This is a genomic window from Lacticaseibacillus absianus (genome assembly GCF_013407595.1).
GTDB lineage: Bacteria > Bacillota > Bacilli > Lactobacillales > Lactobacillaceae > Lacticaseibacillus > Lacticaseibacillus absianus.
This window is the reverse complement of sequence record NZ_JABEKX010000002.1, coordinates 1,046,220-1,070,098: the sequence shown is the minus strand read 5'-3', so window position 1 is coordinate 1,070,098 and position 23,879 is coordinate 1,046,220. Positions and strand designations below refer to the sequence as shown.

The following is a 23,879-nucleotide window of genomic DNA, read 5'->3' as shown; positions in this document are numbered from 1 at the left end:
GCCAGAATGCTGGCAGTGGACGAGGATGCTCTCGTCTGCGACCTGGCCGAGACCTATCACATCCTGGACTACCGACAGCTGCCGCTAAACGCGGCGGCTGTTTTTGCATGTGGACTTCGTGACGATTCGCGTATCAAGATGCGCATGTCTGACCAGGTTGTGCCGACCGACACACTGCTGATGGCGCAAATTACGGACGCCGTGAGCCTGCTGCTGTGGTCGAAGACCGAGGACGGCCAATCCGGTAAGAACCGACCAAACTCGATTGTCAGCGCGCTGTTCGGGGCCCAGGAGCAGCCGCAGCGCGATGAGGTCGTCTTCACCTCTGGCGAGGAGTTCGAACAAGCAAGACGAAAACTGATTGAAGGAGGCGGTGGCTAATGGCAACCGAACTAGGACAAGCCTATGTGCAGATCATGCCATCGGCTAAAGGCATCTCGGGGATGCTGAAGAAGCAGCTGGATCCTGAGGCAGAATCAGCCGGTACGAGTGCCGGCGGCAAGATTGGCGCTGGCATGAAGATTGCGGTGGCGGCCGGTGCCGCTGCGGCTGGTGCGGTGATGGTGAAGACCATCTCGGCCTCACTGGCGGAAGGCGCCAAGTTGCAGCAGTCACTCGGCGGTGTTGAGACGTTGTTCAAGAGTTCCGCTGACAAGGTTAAGGACTACGCCAACCAGGCATACCGGACAGCCGGGCTATCCGCCAACGACTACATGGAGAACGTCACGTCGTTCTCGGCGTCTCTGTTGCAGTCGATGGGCGGAAACACCGCAAAGGCCGCCGACAAGGCCAACATGGCGATGGTCGACATGTCGGACAACGCGAACAAGATGGGCTCCAACATCGGCGACATCCAGAACGCCTACCAAGGTTTCGCGAAGCAAAACTACACGATGCTGGATAACCTGAAGCTGGGCTACGGCGGGACGCAGGATGAAATGAAGCGCCTGCTAACCGACGCCACGAAGATTACCGGCGTGAAGTACAACATGAGCAACCTGAGCGACGTCTACTCGGCGATTCACGCTATTCAGGGCAAGCTGAACATTACGGGTACCACGGCGAAGGAAGCTGCCAGCACTTTCTCCGGATCGTTCGATTCGATGAAGGCCGCGGCGTCTAACGTCTTGGGTAAGCTGTCTCTTGGCATGGATATCGGACCTGACTTGCAAGCTTTAGCGGGAACCGTGTCGACGTTCCTGTTCCAGAACTTCATTCCGATGGTCACCAACATTCTGAAGGCACTGCCTGGGGCCGTTGTGACGTTCGTTCAGACGGCGGCGCCGCAGTTCATCGCTGCTGGCATGAAACTGTTGTCGCAGTTGTCCAGTGGTTTCACGACTGGAATGCCAGAGTTCATCTCACGCCTAGGGGATATCCAATTCGCAATTCAGGAATGGCTTGCAGCAAAGCTGCCGACGTTCTTGAGTGCCGGTGTAAAAATTCTGACCAACATTGCGAATGGCATTATGCAGTCGCTCCCACAATTGATTTCTACGGCAAGCAGCATGGTGATTATGTTCATTGGATTTCTTATGCAAAATCTGCCAAAGATTCTCAACGCGGGGAAAGACCTGCTGCTAGGCCTAGTCGACGGCATCATCAAGAATCTACCTGCAATCGGCAAGAGCGCAATCTCTGCCGTGGCTCGATTTCTGAATGTACTGGAGGCCAACTACCCGAAGTATGCAAAATCCGGTATGCAGATTCTTGGTCAACTAGTTTCCGGTATTCTCCAACGGCTGCCTAAGCTGATCAGCGCAGTAGCAACGTTAATCAAACAGTTTCTGGCGGTAGTAGTCCAACACCTGCCGCAAATCCTTGTCATGGGTGGGAAGCTGCTTTTGTCACTGATTGCAGGGCTGATTAAGAGCATGCCGAAGCTGGTCGGACAAGTCGGAAAGATTGGCACGTCCATCATCAACGGCCTGAAGAAGATCAACCTTCTCGATGTTGGCAAGAACCTTATTAAGGGCTTATGGTCAGGGATCTCAAACATGGCGGGATGGATCATCAGCAAGATTCAAGGTTTCGGCAAGGGAGTCCTAGGCAGCCTGAAGTCATTCTTCAAGATTCACTCGCCGTCGCGCGTGATGCGAGACGAAATTGGCCGCTACCTGGTCGAGGGTCTCGGCGTCGGCATTGAGCGGTACGCCGGCTCTGCCTACGATGCGATGCAGTCCCTAGGTGCTGGCATTCAAGACCGGGTACCGTCCTTGAATATGGACTACGGCACGACTGGAAGTCTGGCCACTTCGGCAGTACAGCAACTGTCGTTTCGCGCCGCGAGCGCGACATATCAGGCCGCTTCTTCGGGAGCTGCGTCGGCGTCTACCACCGGCGACGTCTTGGAGCTTCATGTGGACGCCAACATCGACGGCAAGAAGGTCAGCCGCGAAATTGCGCCAGTCATTCGTGTCGATATTGACCGGTTGAAGCGACTCAAGAACAGAGCGGGGGGAATTCGATGAGATATACGTGGACATTCAACGGAACTGACATGAGCACGATGCTGATCACTACAGAAGTCACCCGTGACATCGGCCCCAACCGCACTGGCACGTTCCAGCAGGTGGGTGTCTCGAATGGGCGCCGGTTCATGCGCTTGACCGCGGACATGGCGACGATTAAGGTTGCGGCTACCATCATTGATGATATGCCATCGAAGCGGCGTGCAATCGCGCGGGCACTGACCACGTCGGAACCTGCGATGCTGACCTTTAGCGATGAACCTGGGCTCTACTACCTGGCAATCACGGACGGCCAGGTATCAATGTCTGAGACATACAGCTACGGTGAATTCGACATCACGTTCAAGGTGCCAGACGGCGTGGCTCATGCGATTGACACAAGTGTAGCCACCGGCACTAGTGGCGCACCTATCACTATGTCCAACACCGGCACCGCCCCGACGGCACCTATCCTAACGGCCACTATGACCAGTGAAAACGGGTTGGTCGCATGGACGAATGATCGGGGTGGGGCGCTTCAGTTTGGGTCACCTGATGAGCTGGACGGGGTCACTAAGCAAAAATCCGAGCGGCCATTGAGTGTCAGCTACGCAGCTGAGCCGACCGGTGTGATCTACAACGCTGCTGCCACCAACTACCCGAATTACAATGGCGATGTTTCGCGCCCCAACAAGCAACAGGGTCGAATTGACTACAAGGTAGATTACACAGGCGGTCAATCGGCGGTGCCCTATTTCGCAAACGGCAACACAGGTGACTGGGGCGGCCCGTCTGTCTTCTTACCGATCGGCGTCAACAGCGCGGGCAGTAAGACTGACAACTTCGTTTTTCGCACGCGATTTTACTTCGAGTCCAGCGTAACGAAGCAGGGACGTCTCGAGATAAATCTGCAAAACGGCGACGAAGTTGCCTATGGGTTCGTGATCCGCGACAGCTCCGCCTCGGAAGAGCAGTACAAATGCGAGCTGTGGATTCGAGATAAAGTTTACGCTGAGTTTTCGCTGACTAAGGCACAGGTCGGTAAGGGTGGTTATAAGCAGGTAACGATTTCGAAGCTGGGCAGTGTTGTGCAATTTGAGATTGGTCACGTCGCACAGGCTCAGTCTGGAACAGCCAATGGATTGGACCGGTCAGTGATTAAGTCCTTCACGCTGGATAACATTTCAGACTTACCGGTCGATGGCTACTCAGCTTGGTTTGAGCGGTACCGCGACAAAGAGCACGTGCTGATGGCACTAAACAACACCCGATTTGACTGGGTTAACGTGGACTACTGGAAGGATTTGCCAAATAGATTTGCGGCTGGTGATGTAGTGACGGCAGACGTAGGCCAGAAGAGAGTTTATGTGAACGGCATTGAGGACGCTACTTTACAGACGGTGGGTGATCAGTGGGAAAGCTTCCTGCTTCCTGCTGGCGAGACCATCATCCAGCCGGTGGCGTCTGAGTGGGCTGATCCGTTTCAAGCAAAGGTTGAGTACAGGGAGGCATGGTATTAGTGGACGTTTACATCACGGATCGAAAATACAACCTTCTGGCGATTGCTACGGCGGGCGGGTCTGGTCCATTGACCATTGGCGGCGATACTGACACGGAAATGGTGCCTCAATCCGTTGGTCGAACCTATGGTGGCACGATCTACTTTACGTCAGATCAGCTTGCGTTAGTGACCACGGCTGGTACGACGGGCAATTACATGCTGTATCAAGATAACCGCGGACGCTATGTCTTCATGACCATTATGGAAGCGACACTAGACCCACTCGCTGGGACGCTGGACTTCGCCGCTGAAAACGGTGGAATTGACCTGATCAACGAGACGGTAGGTAGCTACACTGCCAGCAAGGCAATGTCGATCGCGGATTATATCCATCGATTTACTGCGGACTCAGGCTTTGAAATTGGTGTCAACGAACTTGCGGGCCAAGCGCGCACGCTCAAGTGGGAGTCCGAGGAAGAAACCGCACTGGCCCGGGTCGAGAGTGTGGCGACCCAGTTTGATGCGGAATTGGACTTTCGTTTTGAGATCACGGGCACTCAGGTGGTCAAACGCTACATCGACATCTATCATCACATTGGCGCCGACAAAGGGCAGCGGCTGGAGGTCAATACTCACATCAACAAAATTGTGACGATATCCAATATCTACGATTTGTGCACCTCCATCAGCCCGACTGGTGGCACGCCAGAAGGAAAGGACACCCCAATCAATTTGAAGGGATACAAGTGGACTGATCCGGATGGTCGCTTTGTGTTGGGCGCAGATGGTGTCCTGCGAGACACCGTAGCGGTGCAGCTGTGGAGCCGAGCACTGTCAAATGACAACCCGAACCCGAACAATCACCACATTCAGAGATCTAGGCCTTACGAAGCGGTGACACAGGCAACACTGCTTCAGTCTGCATTGGCTGACCTCAAGCAGTATAATCACGCCGCGGTGAACTACGAAGTGGATCTCGTTGATTTGCCCGATAACGTTATGGTCGGCGACACGGTGCATCTTGTCGACGAAGAACAAGGGCTGAATCTTTCGGCTCGGCTACTCCAGCTTGAGACTAGCTACTCGGAAGGCACACGGACCGCTACGTTTGGCGACTACTTGATTGAGGCCTCGCAGATCGATCCAGCCCTGCAAGACCTAGCTGATCAGATCAAGCGGATCCCTAAGACGGTGCAGTACTACCCCTGGGTCCGATATGCGGACGACGATCAGGGTACTGGTCTGAGTGCGCTACCAGCTGGCAAAGCATATATGGCGGTCGTCTATGGCAATACTTCGGTGCCGTCTGACGAGCCTGCCGACTACGCCGGCAAGTGGGTGAAGGTTGTCGGCCCCGCCGGCAAGGATGGCAATGACGGAGAGTCAGGTGAGGCCGGGAAAGATGGTCGAACCCCGTATTTCCACAAGGCCTATGCAAACAGTATGGCCGGGTTGGACTTCTCGACCACCGATGCGACGGGTAAGGCGTATCTGGGAACCTACAGCGACTATACGCAGGCTGACAGCACGGATCCGGCAAGCTATAAGTGGCAGCTGGTGAAAGGGGAAAAGGGTGATCCCGGTAAGGATGGGAAGGATGGTAAGGACGGGGCCGAAAATGTCCCTGTCGTGACCGTAGGCCCCGCTTATCCCGCCAGTCCGAAGTCAGATGATATCCACTGGCTGACTGATGCGAAGGGGATTGTCACTGGCTACTATCTGTATGACGGCACCTCATGGACTGCAAAACCTGTGGACGCCTCGACGATCGCTGCAGAGACCTTCGTCGGGAAGACGTTCCAGGGGATGCACTTCATTGGGTCAGATTTTACCAACTCATACGAGCTGGTGCCGGAGGACGTGGGCGCTGAGGGGGATCCGACATATATTTATCACTCGGGGACTCTGGCACTTAAAGACGGCCAGGTTCAGGGTCTTGACACCGTATATGCAGCGGACAAGGTGACAAAGACTGGCACCCAGAAAATTCTTTATGACCCGACTCAAGGATTTTCCATGCAGTCACTCAACACCTCAGGAGTTGAGACGAACTTTGCTATGCTGTCTGCGGGGTTCCAGCCCGGTGTCGTTTTGCGGCACCGAGAGGGTAACACCTTGTATGCTGGAAATCTAGATGCGCCCATGCTAGCCAGACTCAACAACAGTGGCAAACTATTATGGCAAGGAGCTCTGTACATGCAGGCAGGTCAAACAGTCACGCCTAATGTTTCTCTTAATGACTGCTCGGAAGGTTGGGTGATCATGTGGGACTACTACCAGGCAGGCGTGGTCAAAGATTCGGATTGGAATAGCTTGTTTATCCCTAAGGCGTGGGTCCAAAACCATGGCGGTCAGGGTATTGTGACTATGCTGTCTACCGCTTCTGGGGGCACCGAGTCACGCAAATATCTTTACTGCACAATGACGACGCTGACTGGTTATACTGCAAACAATGTCAACGGATCGAACAGTTGGGTTTTGAGAGAGGTGTATGCACAGTGAAAGTTATGCTTAATACAGACGATGATGGCTATATCATCGGCTACCAGCAAGAATACTTCGATCATGGCGAGTGGCACACGCCCTTCGACACGACCAATGCCGTTGAGCTATCAAAGACCGAACTCGACAAGATCGTGCTAGGGGCCAGCAAGTTGGTAGACGACGCAATCGTAGTTGACCAAGCCAAGCTCAACGAGATTAAAGAAGCAGCCAAGCCGCAGCCCACACCTGAGCAGCTGATGCTTGCGGCCCTGTCACTTGAGGTTGCAAAGCTTAAGGGGGCAAAAGCATGACAGCATACGAGCAGGCGAAACAGTTCTACGCCTGGGGGATCGACATTAAGCCTTTCGTCGGGCTAACGATCAACCAAGCCGAATACGAAGAGATTACGAAGGCGGCCGAGCAGGACGCCTATTTTGATGGAGAGAAGTGAATCTATTGTTATTTGCAATCACAAAAGGAGGCGAAAGCCTAATGCAACAATTATTTAGTGGCGGGCAACCGCTGATGGGCTGGTGGCTCGCAATGGTTGGCATCGATTTAGTCACCGGCTACGCGAAGGCATTGAAAGCACACCGATGGAAGTCCGCGGTCAATTTGCAGGGGCTGATGACCAAGTTTGTCACAATGCTGACGATTATCGTTGCGTCCGCGGTCGACCATGTGGCACCGATGGCAGGGCTAAGCATGCCAGTTAACGTCGGCTTGATCTGGACACTGATCCTGATGACCTACGAGTTCGGCTCAATCATGGAAAATGTGACAGCAATGGGGGTCAACGTTGGTCCGCTAGCAAAGTACCTTGACGTCTTTCACGACTCGGTTGATCCAAGTGATACGACTAAGAAGGGGGAACCAAAATGACAAACTTTTTCGTAGCAGATGTGTCGTCTCACGATACGATCGATGCCGCAGCACTGCCCCAGATTGGCGCTGTGATCATCAAGGCAACGCAGGGCACAACCTACGTCAACCCGAAGTGTAACGGCCAGTACGCCGCAGCCAAGGCCGCGGGCAAGAAGCTGGGTCTGTATCACTACGCCAGTGGCGGCGACCCGGTGGCCGAGGCCAACTACTTTATCAGTAACATCAAGAACTATGTTGGGGAAGCGTTGCTGGCCATCGACTGGGAAGGCTACCAGAACGCGGCATACGGCAAGAACGCCAACTGGGTCAAGCAGTTCGTGACACGGGTGCATGAGCTGACCGGTCAGTGGTGCTTGCTGTACACCGGGGCAGACGGGGCGCGCGAGTGTGCGAACGTCAAGGATCTGTGCGGCCTGTGGTTCGCTGGGTACCCGTACTACCCTGGCACCAAGAAGATGTACCCGACTTTCACCGTTCCGACAAAGTTCCCGTATTCGACTGCACCGTGGCCAACCTATACGTTGTGGCAGTTCACGTCCAGCGACGGGACGAAGGATATGAGCATCTCGAACATGCCGCTTGAAAGCTGGGAAAAGTTCATCGGTAAGGCGATTGCACCCGTCCCAAGTCCGGTGCCAACGAAGACGGTTGCTCAGCTTGCAGCCGAAGTGATCTCGGGCAAGTATGGCAGTGGCAATGCGCGCAAGGCGGCCCTGGGATCGCAGTACGCCGCAGTGCAGGCCGAGGTCAACCGCCAGCTCGGGGCTACTAGTAAGCCCGCAGCGTCGAAGCCCGCCCCGGCGCCGACCGGCAAGAAGGCCGGTGTCTGGTACGCGCAGAACGGCACCTTCACCCTGGGCGCCAACCAGCAGATCTGGCTGCGCTCGGCACCACTCACTGGCCAGAAGATCGCACTGATGCACTCAGGTCATGAGATCAAGTACAACGCCTACGGTTACTTCAATGGCTACGTCGTCATTCGGCAGAAGCGCGCGACTGGCTACGGCTACATCGCGACCGGGACCGCATCTGGCACGAAACGGACCTCGTACTGGGGGAACTTCAAGTAGGCTCATCAATCTTGGCTCACTCTACTTCGGTAGGGTGGGCCTTTTTGCGTGGCAAAAAAATATCGAAACGCTGTATCCCTTGTGCGCCAAGGGGCGCAGCTGTCCGTCCGGTCTTCGTCCGGTCACGATCCCGAAAAACGTCACTTGGAGACCGGACGAAAACCGGACGCGCTAAAAATCCCGCATTGACCCTAAAACAAAACCCCCGTTACAGCGGGGTTTGATTGGCCTATAATGTCCATAAATTGCTATTCACTGCGACAGGGGGGACTCGAACCCTCTACCTATGGTTTAGGAAACCATTGCTCTATCCAGGTGAGCTACTATCGCGAACTTTCTCATTATACGAGTTATCAATAATTCGCGCAATAAAGCGCGTCGATTTTGAAGGAGGCCGCAGATGATCAAACTTTGGCTGCAAACTGTTGGGGGTAGCTTCGCGTGGTTGCTTGCGTCAGCCGCGCTGTTGACATGGCTGAACGGGCGCACGTTGCAGCGGTTGGTGAACCGCACCCAGACGGCGAGCCCGCAGCTATGGGTGGCCCGTCCCGGGCTGTGGTTTCACGAGGCGGCCCACGCGGTGGTCGGTCGCTTGTTCGGGTTGAAGGTCGCCGCATTCTCGCTGCGTGAAAACGCGACAAGCGCCGGACACGTGACTTTCCAGTACCGGCGCGGGGCGTGGTGGCCGCAGTTTGGACTCTTTTGGGCTGCCGGGGCGCCAGTGTGGGGGGCGAGCCTCGTGATCATCACCTTGGCCAAGCGTGCTTGGTGGGGCGGGGTGGCTTGGCCGGCGCTCGGGTGGGCGACACTGCGGCCAGACTTGCCTTGGGTGTGCGCCTGGGGGGTGGTCACTGCGCTGCTGTCTTTGGGCGCGAGCCTTTCGGGTGTCGACTTCAAACAGATGTTGCGCCATTTGCCAGTGACCGTGCTCACCGTTAGTGTCGGGTTCGGCCTCGCACTGTGGCTGATGCCGGGCAGCTTGAGCGTGTGGGTGGCGGTCAACCACCTTGCAGGGGGCGTCTGCGTGGCGTTGGTGGGGCTCAGTGCGCTGACCCACTGGCTGGTCAGGTTGTGGTGAGGGAAGCGTCAAACTTGCGCGGCGGGCGCTGAGTTCGGTACGCTTATCCTAAGGGCGAAGAAGCGTCCGAGACCCATCTGACCCACGCGCCGCTCGCGGTGCGTGACGAAAGGAGCGACCCAACATGTTACACCTGATCTGGGTACTGATCGTCGGTGCAGTCATCGGGGTGATCGGCCAGTTGATCGTTGGTCGGGATATGCCAGGTGGTTGGATCGGCAACATCGTTGCTGGATTGGTCGGGGCATGGGCAGGCTCATCCCTTTTTGGCGAGTGGGGCCCGAACGTCGGCGGCATGGCCATTTTTCCCGCAATTATCGGGGCCGTGATCGTCGTGTTCATCGTCTCGCTACTGCTCGGGACCCTGGGCAAACGCAAAGCCTAACCTGACGACTGTGGCACTCCGCGCGAGCAAAGGCGCGTGATGTGGCCACGGTGGTCGGACTGACCAATCAGTCTTGGCCGCACCCCAACGAAGGGGGTGCGGCCTTTTTGGGCGGCGAGAAGACAGCCAGTTGACCCTGACAAGACACCTGTGTTAACATAAGTCCGTTCATGAATTCACGAACACAAAAATGTTTCTTTGGAGGGACTTATGAATCTCAAACGGGTCATGCTTGCAGGGGTCAGTGCAGCCGCAGTGCTGCTGCTGGCGGCTTGCGGGCAATCGAAGTCGGCGGCGGCAGATGGGACGCCCAAGACGCTGAATGTTCAATTCGTGCCATCACAGCAAGCGAACACGCTGGAGGCCAAGGCGAAGCCGCTGGCCAAGCTGCTGCAAAAGGAGTTGGGGCTCCCGGTCAAGGTCTCAGTCTCAACGGATTACAACTCGATCGTCGAGGCGATGGCCTCCAAGCAGGTCCAAGTTGGCTTTTTGCCACCAGACGGCTACGTCCAGGCGCACAAGCAAGGGGCGGCGGATGTCCTGCTTCAGGCGGAGCGCTTCGGTGTCGTCCAGCCCAACGGCCAGACGTCAGATCAGCTGGTCGACAGCTACCGCTCGATGATCATTGTGCGCGCGAACAGCGGGATCCACTCGATCCAGGATTTGAAGGGCAAGAAGATCGCGGTGCAAGAGGTGACCAGTTCATCTGGGTACATCTGGCCAGCTGCCGAGCTCAAAGCCAAGGGGCTCGACGTCGCGAAAGACGATACGCTGGTCACAGTCAAGGGCCACGACCAAGGGGTGATGTCGGTGCTCAACGGTGACACCGATGCTGCCTTCGTCTGGGAAGACGCTCGGACGGTCGTGCAGGCCGATGTCCCGGACGTGATGAAGCGCGTGGTGCCGATCTACTTCACCAAGCCGATCCCGAATGATACGATCTCGGTCCAACCCGGCTTGAGCACAGCCTTTCGGCGCAAACTCGCCAAGGCCTTCATCAAGATCGCCAAGTCGAAGCGCGGGCACCAGGTCGTGTCTGACGTGTACGGCCACGAAGGCTATGTGCCGAGCAATGATCACCATTTTGACATCGTCCGCACCTACACCAAGCGCATCGACGCGCAGTAATTCGGCCTCAGAAGTCGCAACGAACGCCCCTCGAACCGTGCCCCTGCGCGTTCGAGGGGCGCTCGTGTTCCCGGTGGTCGACCGCACGGCTAGCCAAGCCCTTGACTGAACCGGTATAATCGGGGATGACACCGTGTCAGAATCAGTCTTGAGGCGGATGGCTCGCGGCGGGCAACATGCGAGAATACCACAGTTGACCGCGACCGCGGAAATATTGCGAAAGAAGTGACGTTGGTGCTCGAACTCAAACACATCAAAAAGTATTACCATGTTGGCGATACGCTGACGAAGGCGCAAGACGACGTGTCCGTGGCGTTTCGCCAGCAGGAATTCGTCGCGATCCTCGGTCCCAGTGGTTCGGGGAAGACCACGATGCTCAACATCATCGGGGGGCTCGATCGCTACGACTCGGGGGATCTGCTGATCAAAGGCAAGTCGACCAAGGACTTCAAAGACGCTGACTGGGACGCCTACCGGAACAACTCCGTCGGCTTCATCTTTCAGTCGTACAACCTGATCTCGCACTTGTCCATCATGGAAAACGTTGAGATGGGGATGACCCTTTCCGGCGTGCCCGCGGCGGAGAAGAAGCAGCGCGCTGAAGACGCGCTGATCCGCGTCGGGCTCAAAGACCACATGCACAAGAACCCTTCCCAGCTCTCCGGTGGGCAGATGCAGCGGGTCGCGATCGCCCGCGCGATCGCGAACGACCCGGAGATCCTCCTGGCCGATGAGCCGACCGGGGCGCTGGATTCCGAGACTTCCGAGGAGATCATGAAGCTGATCCAGGAGCTGTCACGGGAGCGCCTGGTCATCATGGTCACGCATAACCCGACGCTCGCGCACAAGTATGCCGATCGCGTGATCGAGTTCGCCGACGGGAAGATCCAGCAGGATTCCCACCCGCACACTGAGGGGCAAAAAGGCGACCAGTTCACCCTGAACCGGACGAAGATGAGCTACTGGACCGCGCTGAAGCTGAGCTTCAATAACATCCGGACGAAGAAGGGGCGAACGTTTTTGACCGTGTTTGCTTCCAGTATCGGGATCATCGGGATCGCGGTGGTGCTCGCGCTGTCCAACGGTTTCCAGAAGCAGATCGACAAGACACAGAGCGAGGCGATGGCCTCGATGCCGGTGACGATCTCGCAGGTCGGCACGGACACGAACGCGATGATGACCGGCACCCAGCAGAAGACGTTCTCCAAGCATCAGTATGTGACGGCGGAAAAAAGCGACGCCGATAAGGCCCAGCACGTCAACAAACTGACCCAAAAGTACTTGGATTACGTCACCGCGATGCCGGCCAAAGACGCGAAGAACATCGCGATCACCTATGGCACCGGGATGAATCTGGTGCGTGACGTGGCGGGTACTTATAAGCCCGTCAGCTTCTCGACCGCAGATCCGGATAGCAACGCGATCAACGCCAGTGCGATGATGGCGGCCTCCACCGGGATCGGTGGGGCGGTGTACCCGATCGACCGCAACGGGCAGCAGTCGTTCCTCAAGACTTACTACAAGGCGATCGCCGGCACTTACCCGAAGGCGGCCACCGACATCGTGCTGGTGGTCAACAAGGATAACTCGCTGAACATCAACGCGCTGAAGAACCTGGGGTGGACGCTCAAGGAAGGGACCAAGCTCGACTTCGACGACCTGGTCGGCACGAAGATCCAGCTGATCGCTAACGATGACTATTACACCCAGTTGCCGACCGGCACCTACATGCCGACGCAGGACCTGAAGGCCGCCGCGGGCAAGTCGAAGACGATCACACTGACGATCAGCGGGATCCTGCGCGTGCGCGCGAAGAACTCCGATGGACTTTTGGCGAGTGGGGTCGCCTACAGTGCGGCCCTGACCAAGCAGATCATGACGGCGAACAAGACCTCGGCGATCGTCAAGGCCCAAGAGGCCAGCGCGACCAACGTGATCACCGGGCAGACGATGGATGCCTCGACCCGCAGCGCTACCCTGGCTGGCTTGGGCGCTGAGTCCACGCCTAGTTCGATCCAGATCTACCCGACGAACTTCAAGGACAAAGACAAGGTGCTCAGCTACCTCGATCGGTACAACAAGGGCAAGGCGAAGGCGGATCGCGTGATCTACACCGACCTGGCGGGGACGGTCTCAGACATGACCGGGGGGTTGATGGACGCGATCACGTATGTGCTGGTGGCCTTTGCAGGTATCAGCCTCGTGACGTCGATGATCATGATCGCGATCATCACCTACACGTCGGTGCTGGAGCGCACGAAGGAGATCGGCGTGCTCAAGGCGCTGGGGGCGCGCAAGAAAGACATTACGCGCGTCTTTGACGCCGAGACCTTCATCCTGGGCTTCGGGGCCGGGCTGTTCGGGATCTTCGTCGCCTGGGCGCTGACCTTCCCGATCAACGCCGTGTTGCTCAAGGTGACGAGCCTGAGCGGGGTCGCGCAGCTCAATCCGACCCACGCCATCGTCCTGGTGATCATCAGCACGATCTTGACGATCCTCGGTGGCCACGTGCCAGCGCGCATGGCGGCGAAGAAGGACGCGGCGATCGCGCTGCGAGCAGAATAAAAATGGCGATTTTTTAACCAAATTGATTGACGATTCTCATTTTGAGGGGTAGGCTAAGCGATATACCCATCCAATCGTGGCGCAACCGTGCGCCAACCAAGGGCGGTCCGCGTGAGCGGGCCGCCTTTTTGGGGCGGCCATAGAGGTAGCCCAAACAGGCGCTACGCGGCGTGAACTCGTCGTGTAGCGCCTGTTGTTGCAGGGAATTGGCTTTGGGTCAGTCGTAATAGGTGATACTACCGAGCGGGACGGCCCGGGTGGCGCCGGTTGCACTTGGCACATTGCCGGGCCGGTGGTGAAGGGTCTGGTTGCCCAAGACGACCATCGCGATGGCCTCTTTCGCGTCGGCGCGCGCCCCCAGGTCCTCTTGGGTCAGGACAGTGACGGTCGGTAGCGCCTGCTTGAGGGCGCGCATCAGGGTCGGATTGTAGCCGCCGCCACCGCCGACGATCAGCTCGGTCGGGCCCGTGGCGAAGGGCCGGATGGCGTCGGCGATCGTCTGGGCCGTCAGAGCGGTCGCAGTGGCGATCCAGTCATCTGCCGGCAACGTGTGGGCAGCTAGCAGCGCGTCGACGTACTGGCTGCCGAAGGCTTCGCGCCCGGTCGTCTTGGGCGGCCGTTGCTGGAAGTAGGGGTGCTGTAGCAACTGCTGAAGCACGGTCTGGTCGACGTGCCCCGCGGCCCCGTGTGCGCCGTCGCGGTCATAGCCTTGACCGTAGAAGCGGCGGCAAAGCTCATCGATCACCATGTTGCCCGGACCGGTATCAAAGGCCGTCACTTGCGCTAGGGTGCCGCCTTGCGGGAGCACGGTCGCGTTGCCGATGCCCCCAATGTTCTGCAGGATCCGGGTGTGGGTTGAGCTGCGGTACAGCACGTACTCGGAGTAGGGCACGATCGGCGCCCCTTGGCCGCCAGCAGCCATGTCGCGCTCCCGAAAATTGGCTACGACCGTGGTCTGGGTCCGCTCGCAGATCACGCTCGCATTGCCCAGTTGCATCGTGCTGGCCGTTTCACCCGCCGGTGGTTCCGGCAGGTGGTAGAGCGTCTGCCCGTGGCTGGCGACGAAGCCAAGCGTTGCGCTGGTGGTCCCGTAGTCGGCGCAGGCCTGGCGCACGGCGTCGGCGAAGGCAGCTCCGAGTGCGAAGTCCAGGCTCGTCAGGCTTTCGACCGTGCTGGTGGCGTTGGCCAGGTTCTGCTTGATGGTCGTCACCAAGGACGCGGCCAGCGGATAGGTGTGAAAAAACTTGAGGTGACACTGGGTCGATTCATCGACCCCGGTGATGTCGACCAAGGCGACATCGATACCGTCCAGCGAGGTGCCGGACATGATCCCTGCTGCTAACATACGTGATCCTTTCTATTGAGGGGCGACAGCTAGGCGCAACGTGGTCTTTTGCTTAGCTGGCGCGACGCGGCGTGCGTCGGAGAGGTAGATCTCCCGGTGGCTGTATGTGCCGAGCAGGCAGGGGTTGGTCAGGCCGCGGGCCGCGATGAAGGCGTGCAGCTGGGCGAATGTGGCTGGCTCGTCATCGTACGGCCCGACGTGGATGGTCTGAACGCAAGGCCCATCCGTGAGCTGCTCAAGGCGCAAGTCGGTAAGGTAGGGCACCGGCTTTTTGGCTTGCGCCTGGGCCAAGGCGTCGGCAAACACCGCCGGGGTCACCTGATCGGGTTGGCGAATCATAATCTTGTAGACCAAGGCCGCCTTGTTGAGGGCCGCGTCGCGGGAACCGTCGCTAGTGGTCCAGACCCCTTCGAGCGGATAGACGGTGTATTCGAACGGCGGCAGGCCGTAGCGACCTTTCTTTAGCCCCATACGTAGCGTGTAGCTGAGGGTGTACAGCGCCTGGATCTGCAGCCCGAACAACGGGGTGTTCGGGTCGCCGGCCCCGTCAAGGGTCACGTAGGTCATTGGCGGTACGTCGATCAACGCGATGTCCTTGGGCAGGTAGGTGGTTTTTTCACTTTTACGCCATTCGGTCTTCATGGGGAACCTCCTTAAGGTGAAGCGCCAGGACGCCTGCTTCGGCCTCCTGCGCCGGGGTGTAGCAACGGTAGGTGTCTGCGACCATCTGCGCGACTGAGTCGGTCGGGGTGCTGCCGACTTGTAGCCCCCCGTACCGCGTGTACAGCGCGGCGAAGGTGGGGAACCACTCGATCGCGCCGACCTGCACCGTGTGCGTCGCGCGGGTGGTCAAGTCGGTGAAGGTGAGCGTCTCGCCGGGGCGCAGGTGGCGCCGCTTGGCGTCGTTCAGGCGGATCTCGATCGTCTTGGTCCCCGCAACGACGCGGCAGAATTGGTCATGGTCAAGTCTCAGTTGCACCTTGTCACCTCCAGAAGTTGCGCAGGGCGAGCGTGCGCCCCAGTCTTACCTATTGTACCGCAACCGCTTCCGGCATGGGGCCAAACGTGTTAGAGTAGGAGTATCAAGAGAGGGGAATCGACATGCAACAGAATGCTCGCGACCTCGGGCGTCAGATCATCGATCAACTTGGGATCCTTGTGGTCTTGCTGGCGGCCTGGTTCTTCCGGGATCACCTCGCGCCGCTGTGGGCCAAGGCCCTGGTAGTGCTGGTGGTGGTCCTGCTCGGTGTGGACTACTTCATTCATTCACCGCAGATCGCGCAGAAGCTGCGGGCGCGCAAGCGTCAGTGAGGACGCCAAAAAGGCCCGGAGTCAGCAGTGACCTGACGCAGGGCCATCAAAAAGCGTGATACGCGTTGGCATCGCTGTCGTGGGCCAAAAGTCTGAGTCTGGCCAGGTCACCTGTCAGAACTAGATTTTTGGTCCACTACCTTTATCTGCGGCGGGCGAGCCACCAGATGAAGGCAGCGTAACCGAGGCAGATGACGCCGTAACCGATCACGGCCAAAACGACGAAGATCAGCGCACGCCAGTGAAAGGCCTGCGCTGAGAGCCACAGCAAGGCAGCGAGGATCGCGGCTTGTGTCGCCTTCGCCCGCAAGCGCGCGCCCTGCTTATTCAAAGGAGACCTCGACCAATAAGGTGTGCGCGGGGGCTCTGACCGAGCGTCAGCCACAGCGCGTGAGGCTGAGGTGACGCGGCCGGCGCGAGCGTCGCCAGCCAGTGCACCAAAGCGCGGTGGTGGCCGAGTAAGTCGGCGTCAACGCGAAAGGCATTCAGCCGGTCCGGGGGAAACAGCGCCGCCTGACCGGGAAAGATCAGGGTGTCCGGGAGCGCAAACGTGACCACGTTCTGGTAGCCCGTGTTGAGCAGTGTGTAGCTAGACGGGTGTGAATGCAAGTATGCCAGGAGCATCTGTGCGATTTTCAACAGCGCCACCTCCGACTTTAGTCCCTGTAGGCTATCTGGCCGTTATGATAACATGAAAGTAAGTCAAAGTACAGAAAGGCGACCGCTCATGACAGTACACTTATACTTGGTCCGCCACGGCGAAACGCCGATGAATAAGGCACAGCGCCTGCAGGGCTTCTCCGATGCGCCGTTGACGAGCAAGGGCGCCCTAGCGGCGTCGCGACTCGGCACTTTGCTGGCCCCGGTCCACTTCGATGCGGCGTACAGCTCCGATCGCACGCGGGCCGTGGTGACCGCGCGCCGGATCCTGGCCGAACACCCAGATGCCCCGGCGCTCCAGCAGCGCACCGGGCTGCGTGAGTATTACTTCGGCGGCCTGGAAGGGGTGACTAACGCCCAGCTGGTCCGCCGCTCGATCCGCCGTTACGGCGCACTCACGATGGCGCGTGTCTGGACCGGCGCCAACAAGTTCCCCCAGCTGATCCGCAACTTCCAGCGCATGGACGACACCGGCCAGGCCGAAAGCCTGCCGGCGCTCTTGACCCGGGTGCGGACCACCGTGGCGGCGATCGTCGCGGCGCATGCCGGCGAGCGCAATGTGTTGATCGTCGCGCACGGCGTCGTGCTCAGCGCGCTGGTCTATCAGCTTGCGCCGAAGAAGCTGCCGACGACGCTGCTCAAGAACACGAGCGTCACCCGGATCGACGTGACCGGCGCCGATTGGCAGGTCCGCGGGGTCAATCTCACCACCGCGCGCCAGTTGCAGGCCTTGGCGGATGAAAACGCGGTGGCGGCAGATGAAACCGCGGACATGGAACCGTGATGCCGCGCGGCTTTCAATTATGAATTTTGTGTGAACTCAACCGCAAAATAGTTGAAAGCCGTCGCAAAGCGCGTATAATGACAACTTGTCACATGACAGTTTGTCATTATTTTTTTGTCGCCGATCCGGGCCTCGCTTGAGGCGCCTGGCGGCAAAGGGAAAGGAGTCAACATGCCAAAACCTACTTTTTTCCGCTTGGCAGAAGAGAAGCGATTGCGCCTGATCAAGGCGGCCTATGCCGAGTTCTCACGGGCACCATTCGCGGAGGCCAGCATCTCGAACATTATCAAGGACGCTGGGATCCCGCGGGGGAGCTTCTACCAGTACTTCGAGGATAAAGCGGATGTCTTCTTCTACCTGCTCGATCGCATGCGTGAGTCCACCGATGTCGCCGTGCGCGAGTCGGTGGCCGCTAACGACGGTGACTTTTTCGCCGCGATGAATGATCTGTTCGACCGCTTCATCAATGAGATCGTCACGGGGCCGTACAAGGACTTCTACACGAATGTCTTCATGTACATGGACTTCCACGCGGTCTCCCGGCTGACGCCGGCGCACGAGAAGCCGATGCCGCCCAAGGGCCACGGCGAGGTGACGCGCTACTTGCTGACGGCGATCGACCGCTCGACGCTGCGGGTCAAGACGGATGATGATATGCGCATGCTGATCCGGCAAGTGATGGGCTTGTTCATGCAAACCATCGGGTATTACTACAATCGACGGGCGGCCGGCGAGATCTTATCGATCGAGACGGTCAAGCGCCGCCTGGCCCAGTTGCTCAACTGGATCCAGTACGGCGTGGTCGATGCGAAGGAGGCACACGAATGATTAAATTAGCCAAAGGCCGCATGTCGACAGCTGCGGTCGTGGGCGCGGTGCTGTTCATGATCGTGCAGGTCATCACCAGCCTGTACCTGCCGAACTTGACGGCAGACATCGTGAACAAGGGGGTCGCACTGGGCGACACCGATTACATCTGGTCGACCGGGATGAAGATGATCGCCTTTGCGGTCCTCTCTGTCATCGCGTCGGTCGGCAACGTCTACTTGGCGGCGCGCACGTCGCAGAAGTTGGGCCAAAACGTGCGGCGTGACGTGTACCGCAAAGTGATCAACTACTCACACGACGAGATGGACGCGGTCGGGACGAGCTCCCTGATCACGCGCACGACTAATGACGTCACCCAGCTACAAAACGCTTGGATGATGATCCTGCGCATGATGATCATGGCGCCGATCATGCTAGTCGGGGCAAGCTTTTTGGCTTACCAGAAGAACCACACGCTGACCATGATCTTCGTGATCGTGATCCCGATCATGATCGTCTTCATGGGGATCCTGATGCGCTTTGCCGTTCCGCTGTTCAAGGCGATGCAGACGAAGACCGATAAGATCAACTTGGTCTTTCGCGAAGGGTTGACTGGCGTGCGCGTGATCCGCGCGTTCAGACAAGATGACTTCGAGCAGGACCGCTTCGATGTCGCCAACAAGGACTACACGGATAACGCGGTCAAGGTCAACACGATCATGGCCCTGGCGCTGCCGATCATGACGCTGATCATGTCCGGGACGAACATCGGGATCACCTGGTGGGGCGGCCATCTGATCGCACAGCAGGCGCTTGAGACCGGGAATCTGATCGCCTTCATCACCTACGCGATGCAGATCCTGATGAGCTTCATGTTCCTCGCGATGATCTTCATGTTCATCCCGCGGGCGCAAGCCAGTGCGGTCCGGATCAACGAAGTGCTCGATCAGACCACGACGATCACCTCACCGGCCGCACCGAAGCCGATCGGGGCCACGCCGGGCCTGCAGTTCGACCATGTCGACTTCCGCTACCGTGGCGCCGAGGAGCCGGCCCTGGCCGACATCGACGTCGACATGCACGCCGGCCAAACGTTGGCGATCATCGGTGGCACCGGGAGTGGTAAGACGACGATGATCAACCTGATCCCGCGCTTCTACGACGTTGAAAAAGGGGTGGTGCGCGTCAACGGCACGCCAGTCAACGAACTGGACTTGCAGGCGCTTCACAAGGCGGTCGCCTTCGTGCCGCAAAAAGCGGTGCTGTTCTCCGGCACCGTCCGCGACAACCTGAAGTACGGCAACCCGGATGCGACCGACGATCAGCTCTGGCACGCCCTTGAGATCGCGCAGTCGCGCGACTTCATCGAAGCGAACCCTGAAGGCCTCGACTACCACGTCGAGCAGGGTGGGGGCAACTTCTCGGGCGGCCAGCGCCAGCGCTTGGCGATCGCCCGTGCGCTGGTCAAAGACGTCAGCATCTATGTCTTCGATGACTCTTTCTCCGCCTTGGACTTCAAGACCGACGCCCTGTTGCGCCAGGCCCTGAAGAACGACCCGGCGATCTCAACGCGCATCGTCGTGATCGTCGGGCAGCGCGTCTCGACCGTGGCGGACGCCGACACGATCGTCGTGCTGGAAGACGGCAAGATGGTCGGCCGCGGGACGCACGCCGAGCTCAAGGCGACTAACGCGACCTACCAAGAGATCATCAACTCACAGATCCGAGAGGGGGATGAAGCCTAATGGCAGAGAAAACGCAAACGCGGCCAGCTGGCGGTCCAGGGCACGGCCCTGGTGGCCGCGCGGGGCTGGTCGAGAAGCCGAAGAACTTCTGGGGCACGACGCGCCGCCTGTTCGGCTACATGAAGTCTCGGCTGATCGGGATCGCCATCGTGCTGGTCTTTGCCATCGCCTCGACGATCTTCCAGATCCGCACCCCGAAGATCTTGGGGGAGGCGACCACTGAGATCTTCAAGGGTTACATGAAAGGGGTCGCGCAGCAAAAAGCGGGCATCAAGATGAGCGCCTTTCCGATCGATTTTGACAAGATCAAAACGATCATCATCACCGTCATCATCATGTACGTCGCCAGCGCCTTCTTCAGCTTCATGCAACAATTCATCATGACCCGCGTCTCCCAGCGCACCGTCTACGACCTGCGCAAGGAGCTCAAGGGGAAGATGAAGACGGTGCCGATCAATTACTACGACACGCACAGCAACGGGGACATCATGTCTCGGGCGATCAACGATATGGATAACATCGCCTCGACCCTGCAGCAGAGCCTGACGCAGATGGTCACCTCCGCGTTCACGTTCATCGGGACGCTGTGGATGATGCTGTCCATTTCGTGGAAGATGACCTTGATCGCCTTGGTCACCATCCCACTCTCGCTGGTCGTCGTCGGGATCATCGCCCCGAAGTCGCAGCGCTTCTTCGCCGCCCAGCAAAAAGCGCTCGGGCTGTTGAACAACCAGGTCGAAGAGAACTACGCCGGCCAGGTGGTCCTGAAGGCCTTCAACCGCGAAGAAGTCGCGATGGCCGCCTTTGACGCCGAAAACGAAAAGTTCTTCAGCGCCGCGTGGAAAGCCCAGTTCGTCTCCGGCATCATCATGCCGCTGATGACCTTCCTGAATAACGTCGGCTATGTGTTCGTCGCCATCATCGGGGGCCTCGGCGTCTCGAACGGGACGGTCAGCCTTGGGGACGTGCAGGCCTTCTTACAGTACACCCAGCAGTTCTCCCAGCCGATCTCCCAGCTGGCAAACCTCGCCAACACGATTCAAAACACCGTAGCGTCCGCTGAGCGTATCTTTGAAGTGCTGGACGAGCCCGACATGACCGATGAGCCGAGTGGGGTGCCAGCGGTGCCGAACGACCCGAACAAGTTGGTCATGGACCACGTCAAGTTTGGCTACGACGGCAGCGAACTCCTGATGCACGATTACAACCTGGAAGTGCGACCTGGCCAGATGATCGCGATCGTCGGCCCGACCGGCGCCGGGAAGACCACCGTCATCAACATGCTCGAGCGCTTCTACGACGTCAAGGGCGGCTCGATCCGCCTGGACGGCGTGGACACCCGCGACATGTCGCGCGAGGACCTGCGCAGCCACTTTGCCATGGTCCTGCAAGACACCTGGCTGTTCACCGGCTCGATCTGGGACAACCTCAAGTACGGGCGGGAGGACGCCGACGATGAGCAGGTCCTGGCGGCGGCCAAGGCGGCGCATGTGGACACCTTCGTCCGGCAGCTGCCGAATGGCTATAACACGATCTTGGATGAAGACGCCGGTAACATTTCGCAAGGGCAGCGGCAGCTACTGACGATCGCCCGCGCTTTCGTTGCCGATCCGGATATCCTGATCCTCGATGAAGCGACGAGCTCCGTCGACACCCGCACTGAAGTCCACATTCAGCACGCGATGAACCGCCTGCTGAAGGATCGCACGAGCTTCGTCGTCGCGCACCGCCTGAGCACGATCCGCGATGCCGACAACATCATCGTGATGGATCACGGCGCGATCGTCGAGACCGGGAACCACGAGACGCTGATGGCGCAAAACGGGTTCTACGCCGATCTGTACAACAGCCAGTTCTCTGGCAACGTCGCCCTATGAGCCCTGGGGGCTGTGCCATAACGCGGTTTTAGCCCAGAGTATAAGAGCGATCCCCTGCAAAACCCGAACTTAGGTTTTGCGGGGGATCGCTTTTATACGGCTAGGGCGTTGCGTTATGGCACGTAACGTTCTGGAATAGTCGTGCCACCAGAGGTTATGTCACAACCCGTTCTCCTACGATTAGTCAAGGGTTTTGAACTAGGTTTTAGGTCTTGAACTTAGGTATTGAACTTAGGTCTTGGATTTAGGTATTTAGGCTGAGGGTTTGGTACTAGTGGGGTGGGCCGCAAATGGTCGTCACTTTTTGGGTAAGCTAAATAAACCTCCTCACTTCCCCTTTAAAAACGACCTGGATTGAACTACTATACAGGTGTAGGAGCTTATGACTCCGCGCTAATAGTGGACTTCGAGTCCGTGTATCGGTAACGATACTTAGTGCCTGCCATTACCATGGCATATAGGCATTTCAGTGTCTTGTTCATACAAGCCACGACGGCAACCTTATCCCGTTTCGGGATAGGGTTGTTTTTTAGTTCGTAGTAATAATCGACAATATGATTGGGCGCGGCGGCCTTTTGCCGGATCATGTTTCTGACGATCAGATAAAGCAAGGCACGCGCGTGAGGATTACCCCGCTTATTGATATGGTCTTGTCGTGTGTACTTGCCAGATTGATAACGATTCAGATCGATCCCAACGTATGCGTTGACTTGATTGGCATTATCAAAACGACATATATCGCCAAGCTCGCCGACCAGTTGTGCGGCTGATAATGCCCCAATGCCAGGCATCGATTGATAGATCTGAAATTGTGGCAGTCTCTCTGCGACACTCGTCATTTGTTTTCGTAAGCTGTCTTCTTGCTTGACCAACTCGATCAACTGCCGACAATAATACTGCACTTCTTGGACTTGGACACTGTCCGAATCGGCGGCGGGATAGCTATCCTTGGCCAAGGCGCTCAACTTCTCTGCGTACTTCAAGCCTTTGGCTTGAGACAGTTTCTTATCGGTCTCACTCATCAGCTTGTTCTTTAAGCAAGTACGTGAGATCCCCCGCACAAAGGCTGGGTGTGGAAATAAAAGGATCACGTTTAGTGCCAGCTTCGATACGCGAGAGCTAAACAGTTGCTCGACTTCGGGGAAAGTCTGTTGGAGGGCTGTATATAGCTTTAGCCGCGTTAGTTTGACCTCATCCATCACTTGTTGGTAGAAGCGGTTCAATTGGCGTAACTGCTCATATTCAGGTGTCCACGGAGTGGTCAATCGATACTGGTGATGCGTCACAGATAGCGCGATCCTGTGGGCATCCTTTTGGTCGGTCTTCACGCGCCGTAAACTCTCTGAATGCAAGTGTAGCTCCAGCGGGTTCAAGCGGCCATACCGTAATTGATGGTCTTGGCAGAAGCGTACTAGTGGCTGTGAATAGATCCCTGTGGCTTCGAAGTACACGATCGGGTCATCCGCTTGCTTGAGCATTTGGTCAAGCTGAGTGAAGCCGAGCTTGTTGTGTACACACTCGAACTCCTTTAAACACTGGTCACCGCGGTACCAAACACCGTAGCTGTGACCTTTAGAAACATCCAATGCGAATACATCGGACAAAATATTACTCCCTTTCTAAATTGGTGAAGCTAGCCCGCATCTTCTTCTCGTAACTCATTTCCTAAACACGACCTCGAAGGCCCACGATCTTAAACCAGATTTGCGCGACGAAGATGACGGAGATCCTTTTGTGTTACGGACTCGAAGTCCCTTGGGTTATGTTCGATTTTAGCTTCATCTTCAGTGTAGCGAGCAAAAAG

23 protein-coding genes and 1 tRNA gene are annotated in these 23,879 nt (G+C 57.7%); 17 read left to right on the top strand and 7 right to left on the bottom strand.

Going from position 1 to position 23,879, the window contains the following annotated elements; genetic code table 11:
• Window positions 1-6 precede the first annotated feature (6 nt).
• From HII33_RS10455 to HII33_RS10420, 8 genes are read left to right on the top strand one after another with little or no spacing between them, the layout of a single operon-like run.
• On the top strand, window positions 7-381 hold the full coding sequence (locus HII33_RS10455; RefSeq protein ID WP_179395729.1) for a DUF5361 domain-containing protein: 375 nt from the start codon (window positions 7-9) through the stop codon (window positions 379-381).
• Window positions 381-2,471 carry a phage tail protein gene (locus HII33_RS10450; protein WP_179395728.1) on the top strand — a complete coding sequence of 697 codons (2,091 nt, stop codon included), beginning with the start codon at window positions 381-383 and terminating at the stop codon, window positions 2,469-2,471. The genes HII33_RS10455 and HII33_RS10450 overlap by 1 nt, the downstream gene beginning before the upstream one ends.
• On the top strand, window positions 2,468-3,970 hold the full coding sequence (locus HII33_RS10445; RefSeq protein WP_179395727.1) for a distal tail protein Dit: 1,503 nt from the start codon (window positions 2,468-2,470) through the stop codon (window positions 3,968-3,970). The genes HII33_RS10450 and HII33_RS10445 overlap by 4 nt, the downstream gene beginning before the upstream one ends.
• Window positions 3,970-6,453, top strand: a complete 2,484-nt coding sequence (locus tag HII33_RS10440) for a phage tail spike protein (RefSeq protein ID WP_179395726.1) — start codon at window positions 3,970-3,972, stop codon at window positions 6,451-6,453. Before HII33_RS10445 ends, HII33_RS10440 begins: the two co-directional genes overlap by 1 nt.
• 5 nt (window positions 6,454-6,458) lie before the next feature.
• Window positions 6,459-6,746 carry a phage infection protein gene (locus HII33_RS10435; protein WP_179395789.1) on the top strand — a complete coding sequence of 96 codons (288 nt, stop codon included), beginning with the start codon at window positions 6,459-6,461 and terminating at the stop codon, window positions 6,744-6,746.
• Window positions 6,743-6,886 carry a hypothetical protein gene (locus HII33_RS10430; protein WP_179395725.1) on the top strand — a complete coding sequence of 48 codons (144 nt, stop codon included), beginning with the start codon at window positions 6,743-6,745 and terminating at the stop codon, window positions 6,884-6,886. Before HII33_RS10435 ends, HII33_RS10430 begins: the two co-directional genes overlap by 4 nt.
• Window positions 6,887-6,927: 41 nt before the next feature.
• Window positions 6,928-7,317 carry a phage holin family protein gene (locus HII33_RS10425; RefSeq protein WP_179395724.1) on the top strand — a complete coding sequence of 130 codons (390 nt, stop codon included), beginning with the start codon at window positions 6,928-6,930 and terminating at the stop codon, window positions 7,315-7,317.
• Window positions 7,314-8,390, top strand: coding sequence for a GH25 family lysozyme (locus HII33_RS10420; RefSeq protein WP_179395723.1), 1,077 nt, complete (start codon window positions 7,314-7,316; stop codon window positions 8,388-8,390). The genes HII33_RS10425 and HII33_RS10420 overlap by 4 nt, the downstream gene beginning before the upstream one ends.
• Window positions 8,391-8,646: 256 nt before the next feature.
• Here the strand turns inward: HII33_RS10420 and HII33_RS10415 are convergent.
• Window positions 8,647-8,720, bottom strand: a tRNA-Arg gene (locus HII33_RS10415).
• Window positions 8,721-8,790: 70 nt separating this feature from the next.
• Between HII33_RS10415 and HII33_RS10410 the strand changes: the two genes are divergently transcribed.
• From HII33_RS10410 to HII33_RS10395, 4 genes are all read left to right on the top strand, one after another.
• Window positions 8,791-9,468, top strand: a complete 678-nt coding sequence (locus tag HII33_RS10410) for a hypothetical protein (RefSeq protein WP_179395722.1) — start codon at window positions 8,791-8,793, stop codon at window positions 9,466-9,468.
• A 124-nt stretch (window positions 9,469-9,592) separates the two neighbouring features.
• On the top strand, window positions 9,593-9,853 hold the full coding sequence (locus tag HII33_RS10405; protein ID WP_179395721.1) for a GlsB/YeaQ/YmgE family stress response membrane protein: 261 nt from the start codon (window positions 9,593-9,595) through the stop codon (window positions 9,851-9,853).
• Between the two features lie 210 nt (window positions 9,854-10,063).
• Complete coding sequence (locus HII33_RS10400; RefSeq protein ID WP_179395720.1) at window positions 10,064-10,981, top strand: phosphate/phosphite/phosphonate ABC transporter substrate-binding protein; 918 nt, start codon at window positions 10,064-10,066, stop codon at window positions 10,979-10,981.
• Between the two features lie 234 nt (window positions 10,982-11,215).
• Window positions 11,216-13,546 (top strand): ATP-binding cassette domain-containing protein, encoded by a 2,331-nt coding sequence (locus HII33_RS10395; protein WP_179395719.1) that lies wholly within the window; start codon window positions 11,216-11,218, stop codon window positions 13,544-13,546.
• A gap of 217 nt (window positions 13,547-13,763) precedes the next feature.
• Here the strand turns inward: HII33_RS10395 and HII33_RS10390 are convergent, their stop codons facing one another.
• Genes HII33_RS10390 through HII33_RS10380 form a run of 3 tightly spaced genes read right to left on the bottom strand, consistent with a single transcriptional unit; the run spans window position 13,764 to window position 15,870 of the window.
• The gene (locus tag HII33_RS10390) at window positions 13,764-14,891 is read right to left on the bottom strand and encodes an anhydro-N-acetylmuramic acid kinase (RefSeq protein WP_179395718.1); all 1,128 of its coding nucleotides are present in this window, start codon (window positions 14,889-14,891) and stop codon (window positions 13,764-13,766) included.
• A gap of 12 nt (window positions 14,892-14,903) precedes the next feature.
• Window positions 14,904-15,533: a GyrI-like domain-containing protein gene (locus HII33_RS10385; RefSeq protein ID WP_179395717.1), complete on the bottom strand. Its 630-nt coding sequence runs from the start codon at window positions 15,531-15,533 to the stop codon at window positions 14,904-14,906.
• Window positions 15,514-15,870, bottom strand: a complete 357-nt coding sequence (locus HII33_RS10380; RefSeq protein WP_179395716.1) for an ASCH domain-containing protein — start codon at window positions 15,868-15,870, stop codon at window positions 15,514-15,516. The genes HII33_RS10385 and HII33_RS10380 overlap by 20 nt, the downstream gene beginning before the upstream one ends.
• A 122-nt stretch (window positions 15,871-15,992) precedes the next feature.
• On the opposite strand from HII33_RS10380, the gene HII33_RS10375 reads away from it, so the two are divergent.
• The gene (locus HII33_RS10375) at window positions 15,993-16,202 is read left to right on the top strand and encodes a hypothetical protein (RefSeq protein WP_179395715.1); all 210 of its coding nucleotides are present in this window, start codon (window positions 15,993-15,995) and stop codon (window positions 16,200-16,202) included.
• A gap of 142 nt (window positions 16,203-16,344) precedes the next feature.
• On the opposite strand, the gene HII33_RS10370 is transcribed toward HII33_RS10375, so the two are convergent.
• Together HII33_RS10370 and HII33_RS10365 are read right to left on the bottom strand one after the other, a co-directional pair.
• On the bottom strand, window positions 16,345-16,533 hold the full coding sequence (locus HII33_RS10370; RefSeq protein ID WP_179395714.1) for a hypothetical protein: 189 nt from the start codon (window positions 16,531-16,533) through the stop codon (window positions 16,345-16,347).
• The gene (locus HII33_RS10365; protein ID WP_179395713.1) at window positions 16,530-16,841 is read right to left on the bottom strand and encodes a hypothetical protein; all 312 of its coding nucleotides are present in this window, start codon (window positions 16,839-16,841) and stop codon (window positions 16,530-16,532) included. The genes HII33_RS10370 and HII33_RS10365 overlap by 4 nt, the downstream gene beginning before the upstream one ends.
• Before the next feature lie 88 nt (window positions 16,842-16,929).
• Here HII33_RS10365 and HII33_RS10360 point away from each other — a divergent pair, with 88 nt between their 5' ends.
• The 4 genes from HII33_RS10360 to HII33_RS10345 all read left to right on the top strand — a co-directional run bounded on the left by HII33_RS10360 (window position 16,930) and on the right by HII33_RS10345 (window position 22,075).
• A complete protein-coding gene (locus tag HII33_RS10360) occupies window positions 16,930-17,646 on the top strand; it encodes a histidine phosphatase family protein (RefSeq protein WP_179395712.1) in 717 nt (238 codons plus the stop codon).
• A gap of 171 nt (window positions 17,647-17,817) precedes the next feature.
• On the top strand, window positions 17,818-18,474 hold the full coding sequence (locus HII33_RS10355) for a TetR/AcrR family transcriptional regulator (RefSeq protein WP_179395711.1): 657 nt from the start codon (window positions 17,818-17,820) through the stop codon (window positions 18,472-18,474).
• Window positions 18,471-20,198, top strand: coding sequence for an ABC transporter ATP-binding protein (locus tag HII33_RS10350; protein ID WP_179395710.1), 1,728 nt, complete (start codon window positions 18,471-18,473; stop codon window positions 20,196-20,198). Before HII33_RS10355 ends, HII33_RS10350 begins: the two co-directional genes overlap by 4 nt.
• Window positions 20,198-22,075, top strand: a complete 1,878-nt coding sequence (locus HII33_RS10345; RefSeq protein ID WP_179395709.1) for an ABC transporter ATP-binding protein — start codon at window positions 20,198-20,200, stop codon at window positions 22,073-22,075. Before HII33_RS10350 ends, HII33_RS10345 begins: the two co-directional genes overlap by 1 nt.
• A 380-nt stretch (window positions 22,076-22,455) precedes the next feature.
• Here the strand turns inward: HII33_RS10345 and HII33_RS10340 are convergent, their stop codons facing one another.
• Window positions 22,456-23,679 (bottom strand): IS110 family RNA-guided transposase, encoded by a 1,224-nt coding sequence (locus HII33_RS10340; RefSeq protein WP_179395086.1) that lies wholly within the window; start codon window positions 23,677-23,679, stop codon window positions 22,456-22,458.
• Between the last annotated feature and the right edge of the window lie 200 nt (window positions 23,680-23,879).